This is a genomic window from Legionella worsleiensis, from assembly GCF_001467535.1.
Taxonomy (GTDB): domain Bacteria; phylum Pseudomonadota; class Gammaproteobacteria; order Legionellales; family Legionellaceae; genus Legionella; species Legionella worsleiensis.
This window is the reverse complement of record NZ_LNZC01000029.1, coordinates 49,475-71,398: the sequence shown is the minus strand read 5'-3', so window position 1 is coordinate 71,398 and position 21,924 is coordinate 49,475. Positions and strand designations below refer to the sequence as shown.

The following is a 21,924-nucleotide window of genomic DNA, read 5'->3' as shown; positions in this document are numbered from 1 at the left end:
GTATGAAACGATTATTTTCCGTCATCCTGTTTTTTTTGTCTTGGAGTGCATTTAGCCAGACTCCAGCTGAATTATTACAAGAAAAATTAAATGCGATAAAAACCATGTCGGCACAATTTAAACAGGTTGTGAAGGCAAAACAAAAAGAGGTCTCACGATCTTCCGGTACTATGGCTTTGCAGCGACCAGGACGATTCCGGTGGCAGACCATTGATCCCATGGAGCAGTTGGTTGTGGCTGATGGCAAAAAAATGTGGGTTTACGATGTTGATTTAGAACAGGTTACCGTTAAAAAACAGGATAAAGGTCTGGGTGGTACTGCTGCGTTATTTTTGAGTGGTTATGATGAATCCGTAAGCAGGGATTTTGATGTAACTCAAAAAACGGTGGGTACAGTGACTACTTTTGATTTGAAATCCAGATCGGCTAAAGAAAATTTCCAGCGCATTCAGTTGGTTTTTACCAAAGATAAATTAACTGCTCTTGAATTGCATGATCAATTGGGGCAGGTAACAAGCGTTAAATTAGCACAAATAAAATTCAACCCGGAATTATCCGCTAAACTATTTCAGTTTAAACCCCCCAAAGGGGTGGATTTGGTGCAGCAATGAAACTTCGCCCGGACAGAGCAGGTTCTCTGCAGCATCAGCGGTAAACGGTATTAAATAATGAATTTGTTTCCAGCAGAACCAATACCACCTTTAGCTGAATTTTTGCGACCAAAGCATATTGATGAGGTGATTGGCCAAAAGCATCTGTTAGGGGAAGGTAAGCCTTTGCGTCTCAGTTTTACAGGGCGCAAACTTCATTCCATGATACTTTGGGGGCCTCCAGGCGTAGGAAAAACAACTATCGCACGATTAACTGCTCAAGCCTTTGATTGTGAGTGGATAGCCTTATCTGCTGTTTTTTCGGGAGTTAAAGAAATTCGCTGTGCCATGGATAAAGCCCAGGAACATTTAATTCACGACAAACAAACCATTTTATTTATTGATGAAATTCACCGTTTTAACAAAGCCCAGCAAGATGCGTTATTGCCTTATACCGAATCAGGTTTGGTCACTTTTATTGGAGCGACCACAGAAAACCCATCGTTTGAGGTGAATTCAGCATTGTTATCCCGTGCTCAGGTTTATGTACTGCAGCCTCTAAATGATGATGAATTAATTCAGTTATTCCAACGAGCTTATAGTACGGTTTTATCTCATTTACACTTTGATGATAGTGCCTTAGACGTGATTGTCAGGTGTGCCGATGGAGATGCCAGGCGGTTTCTCAACATTTTAGAACAAGTTAATACCGCCTGCATTGCCATGAAGGTTTCCTCAGTCACCCATGAGCTGGTAACGAATGCTTTGGCGCATAATACCAAGCATTTTGATAAAAGCGGGGATAATTTTTATGATCATATTTCTGCATTACATAAATCGGTGCGTGGTTCCAATCCCGATGCCGCACTTTATTGGTTATGCCGTATGTTTGATGCAGGAGTTGATCCGCACTATCTTGCTCGACGAATCGTTCGTATGGCTTGGGAAGATATTGGCCTGGCTGATCCCAAAGCCATGCAAATTGCCAATGATGCTGCGACAACTTATGAGCGTTTAGGATCTCCAGAAGGTGAATTGGCCTTGGCTCAGGCTGTTATTTATCTTGCCGTTGCTGCGAAGAGTAATGCGGGATATGTTGCCTTTAATGAAGCAATGTCTTTTGTAAAAAAAGATAAATCCAGAGAGGTTCCGGTTCATTTACGCAATGCTCCTACTCAACTCTTAAAAGACCTGGGACACGGTCGTAAATACCGCTATGCTCATGATGAGCCACAAGGTTATGCTGCTGGAGAACAGTATTTTCCTGACGGAGTGGGCGCTCCTCAATGGTATCATCCCGTCTCGAGAGGATTAGAAATCAAAATCGCTGAAAAACTCGCTTTTTTAAAAAAACTGGATGAACAGGCAAAAAAATAGAAGTTAATGAACGTTGAATAAGAACACTTTTTTTGTTATTGACCCGAGAGTAAACTATTGATTTGTGCCTCTGGTTTACGTTATAAATGTAGAGCCTGAAATGAAAAAAGGATTTTACATTATGAAAAAATGCTCTAAATTAGCTTCTGCCTGTTTGTCTTTGGGTTTGTCTTCAGTTGTTTTTGCTGGAACTATGGGTGCTCCTGTTGAGAAGGAAACATGGTATCTTACAGGTGGCGCAGGTGCTTCCTGGGCAAGTGATGCCGATATTAGCGTCGATCCTGCAATTTGGGATTTTGCAACCCAAGGTTATTCAAACAATTTAGGTTCTTCTGCCCTGATGTTTTTTGGCGTCGGTCGTTACATGAACGATTATCTTCGTCTTGATGCTCGTTATGAACACCGAGGTGACTACGACTATTCTCAATTCCAAACTGGTGCAGATAACGGAGTACCTGGATTTACCGGTGATGCAAGAACCCGTATGTTCAAATTGAACAGCAACAGTGTCATGGTTAATGGATGGCTTGATCTGGGTAGCATGAATTCTAACATGTTATGGCAGGTTGGTTCCTTCTCAATGCAACCATATGTTGGCGGCGGAATTGGTGTTAATTACATGAATGTTAAAGATTTTAGAACCCTGACCGCTCCTTTTGGAGTAAACAGGACTGAAGTCGCATCCATTAATCAAACATCAACCAACAGTGAGTTTGCATGGCGTGTAGGTGCAGGTATTTCTGCTCAACTAACTCAGCGTACATCATTGGCCGTCGGATACGATTATTTTGATGGTGGAAAGATTCCATTCCCTGATTACATCATGTCTTCTTTATCTGCTCCAAGCGGCAGAACTGGCGTGAGTGTAACCCCATGGAGTGGTTCGTTTACTGCTAATGAAGTTTATGCTGAACTGCGTGTATTAATTTAACGCCGGAGCGTATTCTTCATTCTGTTGAATAAGCAGGGTGTGTTCTAATCACACCCTGTTTTTTTTTAATTTGATGCATCGTTTCGGGATTGGTGACATTCTTTACATACAATTCAGTTATGAATAAATGAGCGAGCGGATGCACGTTTGTGGATGGCGTCACTCATAAGGATTCCCATTGGTTTGGAAGACAAGGCTAAATTAGATTGTGTCAAAGAAATGACGTCTTTTCGATATTGTGACTTAGACCTTTATTCATTCCATGATTAAAAGCTATTTATAATACTTTTATAGCAAGGGCTTTCTTTCACATTCATCACTGATGATTGATTAAATATTGATTGTTCAATGCGCTTTAACCTCACTTTATCAAATAAGTATATTAATAATTAATCCTATGATTTTTATGACATTTTCTTTTTGGCGTGAAATTTGCTAGAGTCTTAATAACTAACTCATTAATCGAACATCTCATGCACTATTACAATTACGAGACATGTGCAGTTAAACCTCAGATTGAATTTTCTGAATGGGATATTTTATCCAGTTTGCCTATTGCTCTGGTAATCTTGAATGCGCAGGGCAGAGTAGTATGGTTAAATCCTTCTGCTGAGGCCATGTTGGGTTATGGGTTAACAGGTTCTCTCTGGCTGGATGTTATTCAACGTGCGTTTGTTCCTCGAGCGGATGATGGTCATGACGTGTCTTTGGCTGATGGGCGGCGTGTCCATGTGGCTATCTCCTCACTGGACAGTTTACCTGGGATACTGATTACTTTGTCGGATATTACTGCAACTCGAGATTATGAGAAAGCAAGAGAAAATGAGAAACGTCTTGTTTCTATTGGAACAATGACTGCACAGCTTGCCCATCAGATTAGAACGCCTTTATCATCAGCTATTTTATATACCGAACATTTAAATAATCTTCCTGAATTTGACCCACGCAGTAAACATTGGATTAAACGATTACAAGAGTGTCATGGCAGTATAGAACAACAAATTCATGATTTACTCTTGTTTGCCCGTGGCACCACAATTCAACCCACAATTATGGATATGACCTATTGGTGTTCGCAGTTAATGCAGAGAGCACAGCCTTATATTGAGTCTGCAGAAGTCTCGTTTAAATTAAATAATCACTTGATTACACATGAATCAACAATTCACGGAGAGTCTTTAATTGGAGCAGTTTTGAATTTGGTGATCAATGCATTGCAATCAGAAGCGACCCAAATACATTTAACGCTTGCATCCATGGACGATTCAGGTATACAAATATCAGTAGAGGATAATGGAAAAGGAATGAGTGAAGAAGTAAAGTCACAAGCCTTTTCGCCTTTCTTTACTACTAAAGCGCAAGGAACTGGACTGGGACTAGCGGTTGTTTTTGCAGTTGTAAAAGCTCATGGAGGTAAAGTTACCTTGGAGTCTGTTGAAGGTGAGGGTACCCAGGTACATTTGTACATACCAGGGATAAACAGAGTCGAATGAAACTAAAATAAAGGATATTTATGAGCCATGTTTTAATTGTTGAAGACGATCCCGTTTTAAGAGAAGCTCTGGCTGAAACCATGACTATCTCTGGCCATACCTACATTACCGCTAAAGACGGAAAAGAAGCCTTAACTTTACTTGAGCTGCATAATCCAGCTGTTGTGTTAACAGATATTAGAATGGATAAACTTGATGGGAATCAATTGCTCGCTGAGATTCATAAAAAAAGACCAGGACTTCCGGTTATATTGATGACCGCTTATGGTTCAGTAGAAGATGCCGTAAATGCCATACGTCATGGTGCCGTTGATTACTTACAAAAGCCATTTAGCGCTCAGGTGTTGACTGAAAAAATCAAGCAATACATCAAAATTGAAGTTGATGATAGCGGTCAACCTGTAGCTCACGATCCTAAGAGTCAAGCTCTGCTGACCATGGCATTAAAGGTTGCACAATCGGATGTAGGGGTGATGATTAGTGGAGAAAGTGGAACCGGTAAAGAGGTATTGGCGCATTTCATTCATGATCATTCTCCCCGAAAAAAACACCCCTTTATTGCAATTAACTGTGCTGCAATACCCGAACAGATGCTGGAAGCGACTTTATTTGGTTATGAAAAAGGATCCTTTACCGGGGCCTATAAATCCACTCCCGGGAAATTTGAACAGGCTCAGGGTGGAACCTTGCTTTTGGATGAAGTCAGTGAAATGTCTTTAAGCTTGCAAGCCAAATTGCTCAGAGTATTACAAGAAAAAGAAGTGGAGCGTATTGGTTCCAATAAAATGATCAGTCTGGATGTGCGTATTCTGGCTACAACAAACAGGCAATTAAAAGATGAAGTGCAAGCCGGTAGATTTCGTGAGGATTTATTTTACAGACTCAATATTTTCCCCTTGCAATGGCATCCCTTAAGGGAAAGAAAAAATGATATTATACCCTTGGCTAATTATTTGATTAGAAAACATTGCCAACACAAACAGCCTATAGTTCCGGTCATTAGCCCAACGGCACAAAAGTTGATGCTGTCATACCCATGGCCAGGTAATGCCAGGGAACTGGATAATGTAGTGCAAAGAGCCTTAGTCTTACAAACTCAGGGGATAATTGAAGGAGAGCACTTACAGCTGTCTTTAAACGCCACGAAAACACCTGAAACCAGCGCTGCAGCAACCAGTAAAAATTTACAGATTCATGAATACGAGCTAATTGAAAAAACGCTATTGGAACATGAAGGTAACAGACAACAGGTTGCCGCATTGCTTGGAGTGAGTGAGCGAACACTAAGATACAAATTGGCAAAAATGCGTGAAGAGGGGTATGTTGTTTGATGCGATATACCTTTTTTCGGGTTGGGTTGATTTCAGGGAATGATAATAAGGAGTATGGAAGTGAGTGAAATAAACACAGTTAATTTACTAAACCAGATCAGATCCATGGCAGCTCAGGCTGAAGGAGGATTAAATGCAATTGATTCCAAACACACACCATTCGGTCAAGTGTTCCAAAACGCATTAAATCAAGTGAATGACATGAGTGAAACCTCTAACGCATTGAAAACCAAGTATGAACTTGGTGATCCTAATGTGAGTATCGGGGAAGTGATGATTGCCAGTCAAAAATCAAGTCTCGCTTTTGAAGCAACTTTAAGGGTCAGAAATAAAGTGGTACAGGCTTATCAGGATATTATGAATATGCCCGTTTAACTCAGGCTTTTCATCGAATCCTCAGGCGTAATTTTGGGTACAGGATAAACACTACAGGAGTTTATAATGGCATTGGTTGATAATGCTTCAACTGCGGCAGCAAAATTTGCAAGCTTATCCATACCTCGCCAAATTGGTTTATTGGTGGGTTTGGCCGCAAGTATAGCACTGGGTTTAGCGGTCGTTTTATGGTCGCGCGAGCCCAGTTATATTCCATTATACAGTCAGTTAAATCCTCGTGATACCTCAGATGTGTTAGCCGTTTTAGAGCGCAATGGTATAGAGTACAAAATCGACCAAAATCATGGCACCTTATTAGTTTCTGCAGATCAATTACAAAGTGCTCGTTTAAGGCTTGCGGCTGAGGGTTTGCCACGAGATAGTGGTGGCACTGAAAGTATGTTTGCAGAAAATGGAACATTTAACAGCAGCCAATTTATGGAAAATGCCCGTTACAAACAGGCTCTTGAAACAGAGTTGGCCCGTACTATTAGTAAATTTAAAGACATTAAAGCTGCTCGTGTTCATCTGGCTATCCCAAGAGAATCAGCCTTTGTACGAGACAGTCAACAGCCAAGTGCTTCAGTATTCATCGACGTTTATTCAGGATTGGAACTCAAAAAACAAACTATTGCAGCCATAGTCAACCTGGTTGCTTCCAGCATTCCTAATCTTAGTGCAAGCCGTGTCACAGTAGTTGATCAGGACGGCCAGTTATTAAACGAAGGTGGTGGGCAAACGCTTTTTTCAGATACAGAGCGTTTTCTTGATTACCGACAAACTTTAGAAAAACAGTATTCGCAAAAAATTCAGGAAATTTTAACTCCCATCCTGGGCTACGGGCGGGTGAAAGCAAAGGTATCGGCAGATGTCGATTTTACTACCTATGAACAGACTCAGGAACTGTTTAACCCTGAATTGCCTTCATTGCGAAGCGAGCAGTCCATGCAAGAGCAACGAAATGCCAGTAATAATGCCATGGGCGTTGCTGGGACTCTTTCTAATATTCCACAGGCTAATCCTAACTTGGCGCAGAGAAATCAGCCGGTGCAAGCGGGAACGAATGCCGCTCCGCTTCAATCGGGTACTGATGTGGCAAAATCCTCTGACTATCGAACGCAAAGTACCAAAAATTTTGAATTGGATAAAACGATTAGCCATACCAAAAATCAGCCCGGCACGATTAAACGACTCTCGGTTGCTGTTTTGGTTGATAATCGAGCCGTCATGAATGATAAAACTAAAAAAATGGAGAAAAAACCATTAACACCCCAAGAAATTGAACAGATAAAACTGCTTGTTGCTGATGCAATTGGCTTGAACGCTAAACGAGGGGATAGTTTAAATGTAATTAATAGTAATTTCGTGAAACCTGATCCCATAGAAAAACTGCCTGAAGAACGTTTTTGGCAGAAAGACAGCTTCTGGTCCATAGTAAAACAAGTCTCCGGGGCATTATTTTTGCTTGCTTTGATTTTTGGGGTATTAAGACCTATGCTCAAAACGTTAGCAAGTAACAAGAGTGAAGAAGAAGCCAATTTGAATTCAACCGAAGAGGCAGCTCAAGAGGGGCAACTTGCTTTAACAGAAGTCACCGATTATGAGTCGCAATTGAATTTATTACGTCAGGTAGTAGATAAAGAGCCTAAGCGCGTAGCTCAGGTTGTAAAAACATGGGTTGACAGAGGTTAATTATGGACGGAATAGAGCGTGCAGCAATTTTGTTACTGAGTATGGGTGAAAAAAATGCTTCTGAAGTTCTGAAACATTTAGAGCCGCGTCAGGTTCAAAAAGTGGGTATGGCTATTTCATCTTTGAATTCAGTGAGTAAAGCTAAAATGCAATCGGTGTTGGTTGATTTTATCAGTACTATCAGTGATCAGACCAGCTTGACTGTGGATACAGAACATTATTTACGAACCGTACTCATTGAGGCATTGGGCTTGGAAAAAGCGACGCCCTTTATTGACAGGATTTTGATTTCCCATAAAGACAGCGGTTTGAATAAGCTAAAATGGCTTGATGGTCGCTTGATTGCCGACGTCATTCGTAATGAACACCCACAAATTATCGCAACAATTTTAATCCATTTGGATTGTGAACAGTCAGCCGAAGTAGTCAGTTATTTCAGTGCGGAAAAACGTGCAGAGGTATTATTGCGAATGTGTAATATCGATACAGTTAAGCCTGAAGCCATATCTGAACTTGGTAAAGTCATAGAAAAACAGCTTAGCGGTCAAACCGTTGGAAAATCAGCTTCTGTGGGAGGAATCAAAACAGTTGCTGATGTCATTAACTTTCTCGATGGTGCTATGGAGGAGGAAGTTCTTGATAAGATTAAAGATTGGGATGAGGATTTAAGTGATAAAATTCGCGATAAGATGTTTGTGTTTGAAAACATAGTCGATATGGACGATAGAAGTGTTCAGACTTTGTTGCGAGATGTGACCTCAGAACAATTAAAAGTTGCATTAAAAGGGACAACAGAAACCACTCGAGATAAAATTTTTTCAAACATGTCCAAACGTGCTGCCGAACTTTTGCGTGACGATATTGAGGTTCAAGGCCCCGTTAAATTGAGCGATGTTGAACGTGCGCAAAGAGAAATTCTCGCTATTGCCAGAGCTCTTGCTGAGGATGGCAAGATATCTCTTGGATCCAAGGGCGGTGATGAAATGATTTAATTGCTCTTTGCATTAAGGTAATCCAATGTGTAATTGTCTTTTACTGTAAGGTATTTCAGCATATGTCTAAAGAATTTGAGCCTTTTCCTACGGGATCCAATGGTAAGGGATTTAATACCTGGGAATTCCAGCAGGCTAAAACAGAAGAGCCACCGCAAATCGATATGGAGGAGCAATTAAGAAATGAAATTGCTCTGTTGAAACAGGAGGCCATAGAAAAAGGTTATGCTGAAGGCATGAATCAGGCAAAGGCTGAACTGGAGCAAAAAAAGGCGGAGTTAGCGCAATGGATTGAATGGTTTAAAAATCCCATACAGCTTCTTGATGAACAATTAGTTCAAGAGATGATAAAAACAGTCATTTGGTTATGTCAACATTGCATAGGAATAGAACTTTCCGTACATCCAGAAAAGTTTAAAATGCTTTTCGATGAAATAAAAAAGGAATTGCCCTCTTTAAGTGGCGATAGCGTTTTGGGAATGCATCCAGAGGATGCGGAGTGGATTAAATCAGAAATAGACGAGAAAGAAGTTCCAGGAATTACGCATGCTTTATTTGCTGATCCGGCTTTAAGCAGGGGTGATTTTTATTTAAAGGGAAAGCACAGTGAATTGGATGGCAGGTTACATAGCCGATTAACCAATTTATTTGCTCAATACATTAACAACGATGCACTAACCGAGCCTTCCGAGCCTCAGGACTAGATAATGACTCTTTATCAGTCAAAATTACATCATATCCTTTCGGAAATGAACCATAAAAAAAACTCGGGTTTATTGCATTGCGGCAGGATAAGTCGTGCCATAGGTTTGACTCTGGAAGCAAAGGGATTTAATCAGCCAGTAGGGGCACGCTGTTTGGTCAATATAGATGAATCTCGATCGGTAGAAGCGGAGGTTGTAGGATTCAGTAATGATAGCGTTTATTTAATGTCTCTGGATGCAATACAAGGACTTGCGCCAGGAATGATAATCAGTCCAACTGGACGTAGTGCCCAGGTTGGTGTTGGATTTCAACTACTTGGTCGAATCTTAAATGGTTCAGGATTGCTGATTGATGATGGGCCATCGCTGGATTTGCCTAATTCTTACCCGCTTATTGGCCCAATCATTAATCCATTAAAAAGAGCTCCTGTAGATACTCCAATGGATGTCGGCGTTCGAGCTATCAATGGATTGTTAACGGTTGGTCGTGGGCAGCGAATTGGTTTATTTGCCGGTAGTGGGGTGGGTAAATCGGTCTTGTTGGGAATGATGACCCGCTTTACCAATGCCGATGTAGTTGTTGTAGGCTTGATTGGTGAACGGGGACGAGAAGTAAAGGAATTTATAGAATTTAATTTGGGCGAAGAGGGATTAAAAAGGGCGGTTGTTGTTGCCGCACCCGCTGATGAAAGCCCATTGATGCGATTGCATGGAGCCAAGGTTGCTACCAGCATCGCAGAATATTTTCGTGATCAGGGGAAACACGTGTTGTTACTCATGGACTCACTTACACGATTTGCGCAGGCACAAAGAGAGATTGCTTTATCTATTGGTGAAGCACCAGCAACCAAAGGTTATCCTCCCTCAGTCTTTACCAAATTACCCAAACTGGTAGAACGGGCAGGAAATGGCATGCCTGGAAAAGGTTCAATAACGGCATTTTACACGGTATTAACGGAAGGAGATGATTTACAAGATCCTATTGCTGATTCGGCTCGTGCGATATTAGATGGTCATATTGTTTTAAGCAGAAGCCTTGCCGAAGAAGGACAGTATCCTGCAATTGATATTGAATCATCCATCAGTAGGGTGATGCAGTCTGTGGTATCCGATGAACACATGAAAAATGCGCTTGCGTTTAAAAAGCTAATCTCTCTTTACGAAAAAAATAAAGATTTGATTTTACTTGGTGCGTACGCCAAGGGAAGTGATCCCATGCTGGATAAGGCGATTAGTGTTATTGAACAATATAAAAGATATATTGCTCAGGGTATAGACGAACAAGTCAATTTTAATGACAGTGTATCCAGTCTTGTGCACTTGATTACAAACTCTATCGGGAGCGGGGCATGAGTCAACGATTGGATCGATTAATGCAACTGCTTCAGTTAAAAAAAGAAGAAACCAATCAAGCCTTAATGAACCTTATGAAGGTTAAAGACCAGTTTAATCAAAATAAAACACGCCATGATCAGCTTATAACGTATCGGCATGACTATTTAAACGAGCTCGATCAAATAGGTCATGAGGGCAGTACTGTCGGGCGTATGCGTAATCGTATTAATTTTATCAGTCATTTGGATACGGCCTTGGTTCAGTTAAACAGTCATCTGGCACAATTAGCAAAATCCAGGCATAAAATGGAACTGAACTACAAACAGGCAAAAGCTTCTGAAGAGGGGGTAGCTAAATTGATTGAACGAGTTAAAAGAGCGGAACAAATTAAATTAGAGCGCTATGAACAGAAAGAAAGTGATGAGTATGCGCAAAAGCAATGGTATAGTAAAAAACTCTATGATTAAACGAATCCTTTCGGTGAATAATCTGCTTAAGAAATTTTGGATGGCGTTGGCCATATCAATAATATTGGCTGCTGTTTTTTCAAGCTTATTCCGCTCTTTAACCCCTTGGGCTAAACAATATAAAGGCGAAGTAGAGCATCATTTGTCTCTTCTTGTCGGACAACCGGTTACGGTTCAAACCATGGAAACAGGATGGTATTGGTTTCATCCCGTACTTAAACTCAAGAACATTAATGTGTATGGCGCCAAAAACAAAAACATTCATCTGGAGCAGCTATCGGTTGGTGTCAATTTATTTAAATCATTATGGTATTGGCGCATCCAGCCAGGTATTCTTTATTTGGATAATGTTCATCTTATGTTTCGTGAGCACGACGGACGTTGGACTATTGACGGTATTGCCCCCGATTCTATTCAAGAAAATGAATTGACTTCTGATCGAAAACAGCAACTCTTGGGGTGGTTGGCGCAACAGGAGCGTCTTATCATCAAGCATGTTTCTGCCCATTTCTATTTTAGTAATGGCGGATTAATTCCGGTAAGCGGACTTAATGTCTCAATTGTTAACAAGGGCGGTCGTTACAAGATTCGAGGTGATGCTCGACTGGAGCAAACCCAAAGCACTGACTTTGAACTTCTTGGCGATATACGGTTTGATCCTGAACATCTGCAAAATACCCAAGGACAAATATATCTGGCAGCAAAACATCTTGTCCCTGCTCAATGGCAAAATATGATGCCAGAGAGCACTGGCCAGCTGGAGGGTGGCAACGGTGATGTAGCTGTTTGGCTTGATCTGGATAAAGGCCTCGTTAGTTCCGCCCAGGCTCAGGTTAAATTCAAACGGTTGGCCTGGCGCTTGACCAATAAAAAATCTAACGAGTTGATTCAATCTTTTTCAGCTAATCTGTCGTGGAAACTTCAAGGCAATGGATGGGCGTTTCAGGCCGATCAAATTAAGTTGCGAGCAGCTGGCGTGAGCTGGCCTGAGAATCAACTTTTACTTCGTTACAGTAAACCAAACCACCGTTATCAGCTTTTTGTCAAATCCATTATTATAGAGTCTTTGCTTACCGATGCGATTAATTGGCCATCGTCCATGCAACAATTATTACAATCCAGACCTCACGGAATTTTGACCGATACACAGGTGGTTATAGAGAATAAAAAAGTCAGTTATATTCTTACTCGTTTCGAACGACTTGGCTGGAATGCCATTAATTCAATCCCTGCGGTTGATAATCTTTCAGGCGCACTCAATTGGCAGCCTACAGAAGGCCGTCTTGAGTTTGATTCAGAACAGGCATTAATCAAGGTCAACAACTACCCCGCTCAGAAGCTGGATATTCTTAATGGGGCATTTGACTGGAAAGAACTCAGCAATGGATTGAGAGTCAGCATTGAACGTCTGGTCTTGAGCAAACCTGATTTAACCATCAGTGGCCAGGGCGTGATTGATGAGGTAACCGCAAATTCTTTAGGGCATGCACGATTGGATTTTGATTTTTCTGCTAAAAACATTGAGCAATGGTTTGCTTATTTACCAAAAGAATACTTAAAGCCCAAGCTTTATTTATGGTTGACTAAGGATCTCAAAAAAATCGCCAAAGCAACGGGTAGGATTCGTTTAAACGGATTATTAAGCGAATTTCCTTTTGATAATAACACGGGTGAATTTTCCATAGTCAGTCATGGTAGTGGGGGAGAATTATTGATTACCTCCCAATGGCCGTTGATAAAAGATCTTGAAGGCTATATTCGTTTGAAAAATCGTAATCTTGAAATTGATTTGGTTCACGGTGATTTTCAAGGTGTTCCTGTTCGGGAAATGAATCTGCGCATTGATGATATAGGTAAGGATAAGGAAACATTATTGATTCATGGAATTATCCGTGGACAAGCGCAAAAAATGATGAATTTTGTCATGTCATCCCCTCTGGAAAAAAAGCTTGCTTCTTTAAAGAGACTGGCTATTGAAGGACTGGTAGGATTAAATCTGCGTCTGGAAATTCCTTTGTATCCTGAAAATGATGATGATTTGGTCAGAGGTGATTTAACCTTTGCAAATAATACCGTTGCCATAAAACATCAATTAGGGGCTATTAAGGTTGAAGACGTGCGTGGTGATTTGTCTTTTGACGAGGAGGGCGTAACTCATAGTGCCTTAACTGCTAATGCTTTTGGTTTTCCCTTAAATATTAAAATTCAATCTGTTAAAAAACCAGAACCCGAAACGTCTGTAGTGATCAACGGCGAATGTACTGTAGATTCTTTAAAAAAATTATTTCATATTCCAGTTTTGTCCGTATTAAAAGGTCTTTTTGCTGTTAATGCGACCATTAAAATTACTGATAATCCAGATGACATGGACAGTGTGATGTTGGAATCTGATCTGCAGGGATTAGCCATTGACTTGCCTTCTCCTATAGGAAAAACTCATGAAAGGAAGGTGCCCTTATCGGTTAAACTTGATTTTAATTCTTACAAGGCAATTCGGGAACGCTCTAACTATAATGGCCTTTTGAGTTCGGATGTTTTGCTGGAGAACAATAAGAATGGATTGGAATTTAAGTCGGGACAAATTCGGCTGGGAAGTTCGCAAGCTATTTATCAGGACAAACCCGGCTTATCCATAGTGGGTACCTTGGATGGTTTTGATTTATATGAATGGAAAAAAGTATATGATGCCTTTGCTAGCCAAAAGCCTAACTCTTCTTTGATGGACAAGTTACGCATAATTAATGTGAGCCTGGGCAAATTGACTTTTCTTGATCAACACTTTGATCACATGGCGGTGAAGGCCAAAATGTTGACTGATGGCGTTTGGTCATTAAATCTGAATCAGAACAACGTTTCGGGTGATTTAACTTATAACAATAAAACCCATTCCCTAAGCGGGTTTATTAAGCGTCTTCATCTGGCGCCGGTTAACAAAAAGGGTGACCATCATGAAATATCGGGTAAAACCAGCCCTGACCAAATCCCTAATCTTAATTTACGTATTGATAATTTTTCTATCGGGACCCAGAAGATAGGCAACATGACTTTGAAGACTCAATCTTCTCCTGAGCACGTGTTAATTAATTATTGCAGAATTGATTCACCTTATTATCAAGTAACGATTAATGGTGAATGGACGCAAAAAGCAAAGGTCAATCAAACGAAAATGCAGGTTAAGTTGCATTTAAACGATTTGGCTAAAAGTTTGGAGCTGTGGCAAATTACACCCGCCGTTGATGCCGGTAAGGGCGATATGGAATTTAAAGGCAACTGGAATGGCAGTTTATATGATTTTTCTTTGGCTTCGTTGAATGGAAGTATGTATCTGCAGCTTAAAAATGGCCGCATTACTCATTTGAGTCCTGAAACAGAGGAAAAATTGGGTTTGGGTAAATTATTGAGTATATTAAGTCTGCAAACCATACCGAGACGTTTGAAACTTGATTTTAGTGATCTCTCCCATCAGGGGTACAGTTTTGATGTGTTCAAAGGTAATTTTGTTATCAGAAAAGGGATAATGAATACCCAGGACAGTTATATTGATGGTCCTGTTGCCTACGCCAGTATGAAGGGAGATTTGGATTTGGCTCGACGGCTGTACGATTTAAATCTGAACATATCACCACACATTACCGCCAGTTTGCCTATAGTGGCGACAATAGCCGGTGGCCCTGTAGCGGGTCTTGCGGCCTGGGTTGCGAATAAAATTATTAATCAAAGCATGCAAAAAATTACGGGATACAGTTATAAGATCTCTGGACCATGGAATCAACCCATAGTTCAGCAATTGAGTATTGAGAAAAAAATTATAAAAAAATGATTAAATTATGTTGGCATCTTTATTTTTAGTATATTGGAATCTGGTGCGGTTTAGGGTAACGCCTGACCAAACGCCTTACTCGCATTTTTTAATGGCAATCAGTATGTTATTCTTGATTTTAGTCATGATTCTGCAATGGAGTTTTTCGGCGCTTGAATTTTCTGATGATTTGCTGATGACGGCTTTGATTGCGATGAGTCTGGTACTTTCATTTGTACTTTATACGCTTGCTATTCTTTATTTTAGAGGCCTTGGGGCACGATGGGTACAGACCGTGACCTGTTTGTGTAGCGCTCATGCTATCATTCATCTACTGGCTTTTCCTTTATTTGTCTTTGATCCTTATCTCGTTCAAACGACATTAAAAAATCCACTCGTTTTATTTTTTGCTGTGATATATTTGTTTGTTACTTTGGGCTTATCTCTTTGGCAGTTCGTATTGACTGCATTTATTTATAAATCTGCTTTGAACAGCACACAAGTTCAATCGGTTCTGGCTGCATTTGGTTTAATAGCAGTTAATGTATTAACAGTTTCTTTTTGGCGATGAAATCATGACACATTTGCATATATTAGGATTAAGTGGCACTTTTATGAGCGCTTTGGCGTTAATTGCAAGGGATGCCGGGTTTAAAGTGACTGGAAGCGATGCGAACTGTTATCCTCCTGTCAGTGACTTACTTGCAGCCAAAGGGATTTCATGGACTGAGGGTTATGACGACAGCACCCAGGCTTTGCAAGCGGATTTAGTCGTTGTGGGTAATGCCATCAAAAGAGGAATGCCTGTTTTAGAGGCAGTAATAGAAGCCGGTAAAAACTATACATCAGGTCCGCAATGGCTTGCAGAGCATATTTTACCTCGATATAAGGTCATCGCTGTTGCTGGTACCCATGGAAAAACAACCACTACTTCCATGATAGCCTGGATATTGGATCACGCAGGATTTAATCCTGGTTTTTTAATTGGTGGTGTTGCAACCGACTTTAATACCAGTGCACGCTTGGGAACTGGAGCGTGGTTTGTCATAGAAGCCGATGAATACGATTCGGCATTTTTTGATAAGCGGCCCAAATTCATGCACTATCGTCCACGAATTGCCGTGTTAAATAATCTTGAATTTGATCATGCCGACATTTATCCTGATTTAGCTGCCATTCAACAACAATTTCATTTTCTATTAAGAACGATACCAGCAAGTGGTGTTGCAATAAAACCTCGTAATGACAAAGCGTTAAATGAGGTTTTGGCTCGAGGCACTTATTCTCGATTAGAGGAGTTGTCTTTAATGGGCGATGCTGATTGGGCAGCAGAATTACTCAATGACAGCGGTTCAGCATTTAAAGTTCTTCATCAGGGTAGGGTTGTTGCCGAAATTCATTGGAACTTAATTGGTCGTTTTAACGTAGAAAATGCTTTGGCTGCTGTTGCTGCCAGCGCCAATGCAGGGGTAAATCCTGAAGTTGCAGCAAAAGCTTTAGAGTTGTTTACTCCGGTCAAGAGGCGTTTGGAGGTCAAATCTGACCGTCATGGTATTACTGTGTATGATGACTTTGCTCATCATCCTACTGCAATTACCAAGACTATTGATGCTTTAATTCGTAGTAAAAGGCATCAGCGTATATTCGCTGTTATGGAGTTTGCTTCCTATACCATGCGCACAGGGGTTCATGCTGGAGAAATGGCGCATGCTTTGGCACCTGTTGACGGTGCTTTTATATTGGAACCTCAGGACTTTGATTTGAATCCATCACTGAAGGCATGGACTTGTCCCTATAAAATTTGTAGAGATAATAATGAAATTGTTAACGAAATTACGGGTGTATTGAGAGCTGGTGATGCAATTTTGGTGATGAGCAACAGGGGATTTAATGGCATCCATCATCAACTGGTGCAATCTATTGATCATCGGTTTTCATAATTAATACCCTTCACATGATAATAAATTTGTCATGCTTGCGCATGGTTGCCTGCCTGTGCGGGCATGACCAATTTTTTTTGTCATGTTCATAGATATTTTATATCTAGCAGAGTTAAAAGCGGGGTTTGATGAACATAAAACAAATAAATTCTTGCAATCTCTTGTATAGGTTGATATAAAAATTAAAGGTGTCCTGGTTGAGCAGGACTAATTGCTCGCTGCATTATTGCGGGTAAACACCAGCAGGAGAAATGCCATGCTCGAGTTTGCCGAATTGAAGCAAAACGCAATGCTACTAACCAGTAAGCTTACTCGTAGCAATTCTCAATACATGGGCTGTATGGGTTTTTTTTCTGCATTATTACCCAGTGCTGGTTCTTTGAATGATTCCATGATCATTGAAATGATTGCTACCAGTTTCGATATGGATTTTGAAGCCAATTTATTTTTCTACCTCCGAGCATGTTCCAATAATACACTGGTCAAACCGCATGAGTTTACAGAATTTAAAAACCAGGCGCTAAGAGGAATATACATACTGGTTCTTTCTCGCTACAGCTCTCCAATGTCTGCATATGTTAATAAAAATTTTATTGAATTATTGCAACGGGACTTGGGAATAAATTCGTTAACGGATCTCAGTGATGAGGTATTTCATAGTAGTTTAACTGCATTGAGCCAATATTGTTCTTGTCTGTATGAAAACAGAAATAAAGATCCCATGACCACTGATTTAAATAATCGTTTAGGTCCTATGATTCAGGGCGATATTGAAGCGGCTCGAAATTCAAGAGTGATTACCGCTACTTCCTGGTATGGTGATTACTGTGGTATGTTATGCTCACTATGGACTATTAATAAGCCTTAAAGGAGGTTTTATGTCTTTTACTCCACCCTCATTTGCAAATTTAGGGGCTTACACTTTTGATCTGGATGAGAAGCTTTCTGTTGCTTTAGGCAGGTATTCTATTGTTCCCATTTCTTCTTCGTCACATGCATCATCCTCTGCACAAGAGCAAGTAGTACCCAGTGCCCTTGAAATCCTTTTATCCAGAGTACACTGCGTATTAGATGCTGATACCGATAGAAAAACTGCCAAAGAAGCAATTAATTTGTTGTCCCAGGATATGCGTCATGTATTACAGGAAGGAAAAGAGGATAAATGTAAGGAGGGTACTCAGTTTTTGTTAGGTGCTTTGCTGCATCGATATTTCAGATTGCTTAATGAGTACGACAAGCCTAAGTTCTTACCCTCTTTTTGGAGCTCCCCTTATAATCCAAAAAATTGCCGACTTTTTCTTGCAATAAGGAAAGCACTTGGACTTCCCGATGATATGTCAGGAGATTTCAGAACACGAGATTTGGAAAGACTGGATGTGACTACCGTAGTCACTGCTCTAATTGCATTCAGGGACAACATGAAGGTTCAGGATAGATACCTTAAATACCCCCATTATGCCGGTGACAGTAATTTTTTTACTTATTTAAACGACATCATCAATGAGCAACTGGCCAGGGATAATGGAATATTAAAGCAATATAAAGCTGTTCGATTTATTCAATCGTTTTATAGACGAGTTGATGCTGATTTGAAACGAACAGAAGAGATATTAGGAATATGGTGCAAGCAGTTGGCAAATGCTCATCCTGATTTTAAATCATTATCCTCGAGTGACATTCTCCAGCATCTAAACAACACAGTAAAATCAGTGGCAGATAGAAGAACCATTACTGATTTATTACTAATTCCGTCTATAGCCGACAAACTTAAAGAGATGGATCATGCCGCTTTTCTTTCTGCTATGAATAAAGCATCAGTAAATAGAGCACAATATATAGTAGTTGGTGGTTATGTTTTATTATTGCAATCGCAAGCAATCAGTCCCGAGTTAAATTTTGAGATTCATGAATCATTGGGACTTAGACTATCCGAGCAATTAACTGACATAGATATGTATTACCCTGTTTATCTTGTTGAAAAATACATGGAAAACAATAGGGCTTTTGATGTGGATTATGATTTTTTTGGAGATAGGTCTGGATTTAATACTCAGGTCAAAAGGACTCTTATTATGCTCAAAGCAAGAATTGACAACCCATCGCTAGAGCTTAGTGAGGCCAGTTCGTCAGTAGCCCCCTAATTAAAAACGTGCTTTATCCTCATGAATTAGCCCTGGTTGTAAGGAAGAGGGCTAGATTGCCGCCAAGCCCGCAAAGGCGGGCAATGGTTTATGGTTTGACGACATTTTGGTATGATGTTGCATTTATCGTGCGCTTGGGTGTGCTGAAAAGTGCAGGTGTCCTTCCGTAAATGTGACCTCTATAGTTTCTCCAGAGCGGAATCGTCCCGTTAATAATGCCTGAGCCAGGGGATTTTCCAGTTTTTGCTGGATTGTTCTTTTTAAGGGTCTTGCGCCATAGACCGGATCAAAACCTGCTTCGGCAAGATAAGCAAGTGCCTCTGGTTTGACTTCAAGCTGAATGTCTTGTTGTTTTAGACGACGATGTAAATAAGCAATCTGGATTTCTGCAATTTTGGCAATCTGCTCTTTAAGCAAGGAATGAAATACCACTGTTTCATCAATACGGTTAATAAATTCAGGACGAAAATGTTGCCCTACCAATTCCATCACTGCGGATTTAATCTGTTCGTAGTTAAATTTAGAGCCCATTTCCTGGATAAGTTGTGAGCCTAAGTTTGAGGTCATTACTATGACTGTATTGCGAAAATCTACAGTGCGTCCTTGACCATCAGTTAGTCGGCCATCATCCATAACTTGTAATAAGATATTAAATACATCGGAATGAGCCTTTTCTACTTCATCAAGCAGAATGACAGAGTAGGGTCTGCGCCTTACAGCCTCAGTCAAGTATCCACCTTCTTCATAGCCCACGTATCCTGGAGGTGCGCCGATGAGACGGGCAACAGAATGTTTTTCCATGAATTCAGACATGTCTATACGAACCATGGCTTCATCCGTATCAAACATGAAGGTAGCAAGTGCCTTACATAATTCTGTTTTACCCACTCCGGTCGGGCCTAGAAAAAGAAACGAGCCTATAGGACGGTTGGGATCAGATAACCCGGCACGAGAGCGTCTGATGGCGTTAGATACTGCATCAACTGCTTCGTTTTGTCCTATCAACCTGCTGTGCAGGACTTCTTCCATTTTGAGTAATTTTTCTTTTTCGCCTTCCATCATCTTGGCAACAGGAATACCTGTCCACTTTGAGACGACATCAGCAATTTCATCTTCAGTAACCTTGTTACGAACCAGTTTGGTTTCAACATCGTCCAGAGAATTGACCTGGCTCAGTCTTTTTTCAAGTTCAGGGATTCTGCCGTATTGTAATTCCGACATTCTGCTCAAATCACCGGCTCTTCTGGCTGTTTCCATTTCCAGTTTTGCTTGTTCCAGTGCTTCTTTAATTTGTGTAGATCCTTGCATGGTGGCTTTTTCAGCCTTCCAGATTTCTTCAAGATCTGAATAGCTTTTTTCCAGTTCATCAATGCTGTGTTGTAGATCAACCAAACGTTTTTTTGAGGCCTCATCGTTTTCTTTTTTTAACGCCTCTCTTTCGATTTTTAATTGAATGAGCCTTCTGTCCAGTTTATCCATACTCTCTGGTTTAGAATCTATTTCCATGCGAATCAGACTGCCCGCTTCATCAATCAGGTCAATGGCTTTGTCGGGTAATTGACGATCACTAATGTAACGGTGTGACAAAGTTGCTGCAGCCACTATGGCTGGATCGGTAATTTCAATTCCATGATGTACCTCATATCGTTCTTTCAAGCCTCTAAGAATCGCTATGGTGTCTTCGACACTGGGTTCATCGACGAGTACCTTTTGGAAGCGGCGTTCTAATGCGGCATCTTTTTCTATGTATTGTCGGTATTCATCTAAAGTTGTCGCACCGATGCAATGCAGCTCGCCACGAGCAAGAGCAGGTTTGAGCATGTTTCCGGCATCCATAGCGCCTTCGGCTTTACCAGCTCCTACCATAGTATGGATTTCGTCTATGAAAAGAATAATTTGGCCTTCCTGTTTTGCCAAATCATTGAGCACTGCTTTGAGGCGCTCTTCAAATTCACCACGAAATTTCGCACCCGCAATCAATGCACCCATATCAAGGGATAGTAGGCGTTTGTCTTTTAGTCCTTCGGGAACTTCCCCGTTAATGATTCGTTGAGCTAACCCTTCGACAATTGCTGTTTTACCTACACCTGGTTCGCCTATGAGTACGGGATTATTTTTGGTGCGTCTTTGCAGAACCTGAATAGTTCGCCTAATTTCATCATCACGACCAATAACCGGATCGAGTTTTCCTTGTTCTGCACGTTCGGTCAGATCAAGAGTGTATTTTTCCAGAGCTTGTCGTTGATCTTCTGCGTTTGCATCGTTTACAGATTCGCCACCCCGCAAATCGTTAATGGATTTTTCAATCGCCTTTGCCTCGCCTCCAGCCTGTTTTAACATTCGGGATAGAGAGCTGTCCTCATTGACAGCAGCAAGAATAAACAGTTCACTGGATATAAAGTTATCTTTACGTTGTTGTGCCAGTTTATCGGTAAGATTAAGAAGTTTGTTGAGCGCATTCGATATGTGGATGTCGCCACCGGTTCCAGAAACTTTGGGTAGTTTTTCTAAAGCTTGATCGAGAAGAGTTCTTAAAAGCGCCATGTTGACGCCAGCTTTGGTGAGTAGGGGTCTGCAGCTACCTCCTTGTTGATCCAGTAATGCTTTCATGACGTGTTCCGGTTCTATGAAACCATTATCTCTACCAAGAGCCAAGGATTGGGCGTCGGCCAAAGCCATTTGAAATTTAGAGGTCAATTTGTCCATTCGCATTGCATCACCTTTTATGGTTATTTTAGGGTATTATTTCATCTCTTA

17 protein-coding genes are annotated in these 21,924 nt (G+C 40.8%); 16 read left to right on the top strand and 1 reads right to left on the bottom strand.

Annotated features, from left to right (window positions below; genetic code table 11):
• Positions 1-2: 2 nt before the first annotated feature.
• The 16 genes from lolA to Lwor_RS11540 all read left to right on the top strand — a co-directional run bounded on the left by lolA (position 3) and on the right by Lwor_RS11540 (position 19,167).
• Complete coding sequence (gene lolA / locus Lwor_RS11615) at positions 3-611, top strand: outer membrane lipoprotein periplasmic chaperone LolA (protein ID WP_058494053.1); 609 nt, start codon at positions 3-5, stop codon at positions 609-611.
• Between the two features lie 57 nt (positions 612-668).
• The gene (locus tag Lwor_RS11610; protein ID WP_058494052.1) at positions 669-1,967 is read left to right on the top strand and encodes a replication-associated recombination protein A; all 1,299 of its coding nucleotides are present in this window, start codon (positions 669-671) and stop codon (positions 1,965-1,967) included.
• Positions 1,968-2,088: 121 nt separating this feature from the next.
• The gene (locus Lwor_RS11605) at positions 2,089-2,898 is read left to right on the top strand and encodes an outer membrane protein (RefSeq protein ID WP_058494051.1); all 810 of its coding nucleotides are present in this window, start codon (positions 2,089-2,091) and stop codon (positions 2,896-2,898) included.
• Between the two features lie 473 nt (positions 2,899-3,371).
• Complete coding sequence (locus Lwor_RS11600) at positions 3,372-4,391, top strand: sensor histidine kinase (protein ID WP_058494050.1); 1,020 nt, start codon at positions 3,372-3,374, stop codon at positions 4,389-4,391.
• Positions 4,392-4,411: 20 nt separating this feature from the next.
• On the top strand, positions 4,412-5,722 hold the full coding sequence (locus Lwor_RS11595; RefSeq protein ID WP_058494049.1) for a sigma-54-dependent transcriptional regulator: 1,311 nt from the start codon (positions 4,412-4,414) through the stop codon (positions 5,720-5,722).
• A gap of 60 nt (positions 5,723-5,782) precedes the next feature.
• Positions 5,783-6,097, top strand: coding sequence for a flagellar hook-basal body complex protein FliE (gene fliE, locus Lwor_RS11590; protein WP_058494048.1), 315 nt, complete (start codon positions 5,783-5,785; stop codon positions 6,095-6,097).
• Positions 6,098-6,163: 66 nt separating this feature from the next.
• Entirely contained in the window at positions 6,164-7,789 is a 1,626-nt protein-coding gene (gene fliF / locus Lwor_RS11585) for a flagellar basal-body MS-ring/collar protein FliF (protein ID WP_058494047.1), read from the top strand.
• A gap of 2 nt (positions 7,790-7,791) precedes the next feature.
• Positions 7,792-8,781 (top strand): flagellar motor switch protein FliG, encoded by a 990-nt coding sequence (gene fliG / locus Lwor_RS11580; protein ID WP_058494046.1) that lies wholly within the window; start codon positions 7,792-7,794, stop codon positions 8,779-8,781.
• 62 nt (positions 8,782-8,843) lie between these two features.
• A complete protein-coding gene (locus tag Lwor_RS11575) occupies positions 8,844-9,485 on the top strand; it encodes a FliH/SctL family protein (protein WP_058494045.1) in 642 nt (213 codons plus the stop codon).
• Between the two features lie 3 nt (positions 9,486-9,488).
• Positions 9,489-10,838, top strand: coding sequence for a flagellar protein export ATPase FliI (fliI, locus tag Lwor_RS11570; protein WP_058494044.1), 1,350 nt, complete (start codon positions 9,489-9,491; stop codon positions 10,836-10,838).
• Positions 10,835-11,287, top strand: coding sequence for a flagellar export protein FliJ (gene fliJ, locus Lwor_RS11565; protein ID WP_058494043.1), 453 nt, complete (start codon positions 10,835-10,837; stop codon positions 11,285-11,287). The genes fliI and fliJ overlap by 4 nt, the downstream gene beginning before the upstream one ends.
• On the top strand, positions 11,247-15,107 hold the full coding sequence (locus Lwor_RS11560) for a YhdP family protein (protein ID WP_415582908.1): 3,861 nt from the start codon (positions 11,247-11,249) through the stop codon (positions 15,105-15,107). The genes fliJ and Lwor_RS11560 overlap by 41 nt, the downstream gene beginning before the upstream one ends.
• 7 nt (positions 15,108-15,114) lie before the next feature.
• A complete protein-coding gene (locus Lwor_RS11555) occupies positions 15,115-15,657 on the top strand; it encodes a hypothetical protein (protein WP_058494042.1) in 543 nt (180 codons plus the stop codon).
• A gap of 1 nt (position 15,658) precedes the next feature.
• The gene (gene mpl, locus Lwor_RS11550) at positions 15,659-17,026 is read left to right on the top strand and encodes a UDP-N-acetylmuramate:L-alanyl-gamma-D-glutamyl-meso-diaminopimelate ligase (protein ID WP_115091087.1); all 1,368 of its coding nucleotides are present in this window, start codon (positions 15,659-15,661) and stop codon (positions 17,024-17,026) included.
• Between the two features lie 256 nt (positions 17,027-17,282).
• Positions 17,283-17,894, top strand: a complete 612-nt coding sequence (locus Lwor_RS11545) for a hypothetical protein (RefSeq protein ID WP_058494040.1) — start codon at positions 17,283-17,285, stop codon at positions 17,892-17,894.
• A gap of 10 nt (positions 17,895-17,904) precedes the next feature.
• Complete coding sequence (locus Lwor_RS11540; RefSeq protein WP_058494039.1) at positions 17,905-19,167, top strand: hypothetical protein; 1,263 nt, start codon at positions 17,905-17,907, stop codon at positions 19,165-19,167.
• A gap of 123 nt (positions 19,168-19,290) precedes the next feature.
• Here the strand turns inward: Lwor_RS11540 and clpB are convergent, their stop codons facing one another.
• Positions 19,291-21,879 (bottom strand): ATP-dependent chaperone ClpB, encoded by a 2,589-nt coding sequence (gene clpB, locus Lwor_RS11535; protein WP_058494038.1) that lies wholly within the window; start codon positions 21,877-21,879, stop codon positions 19,291-19,293.
• Positions 21,880-21,924: the final 45 nt, after the last annotated feature.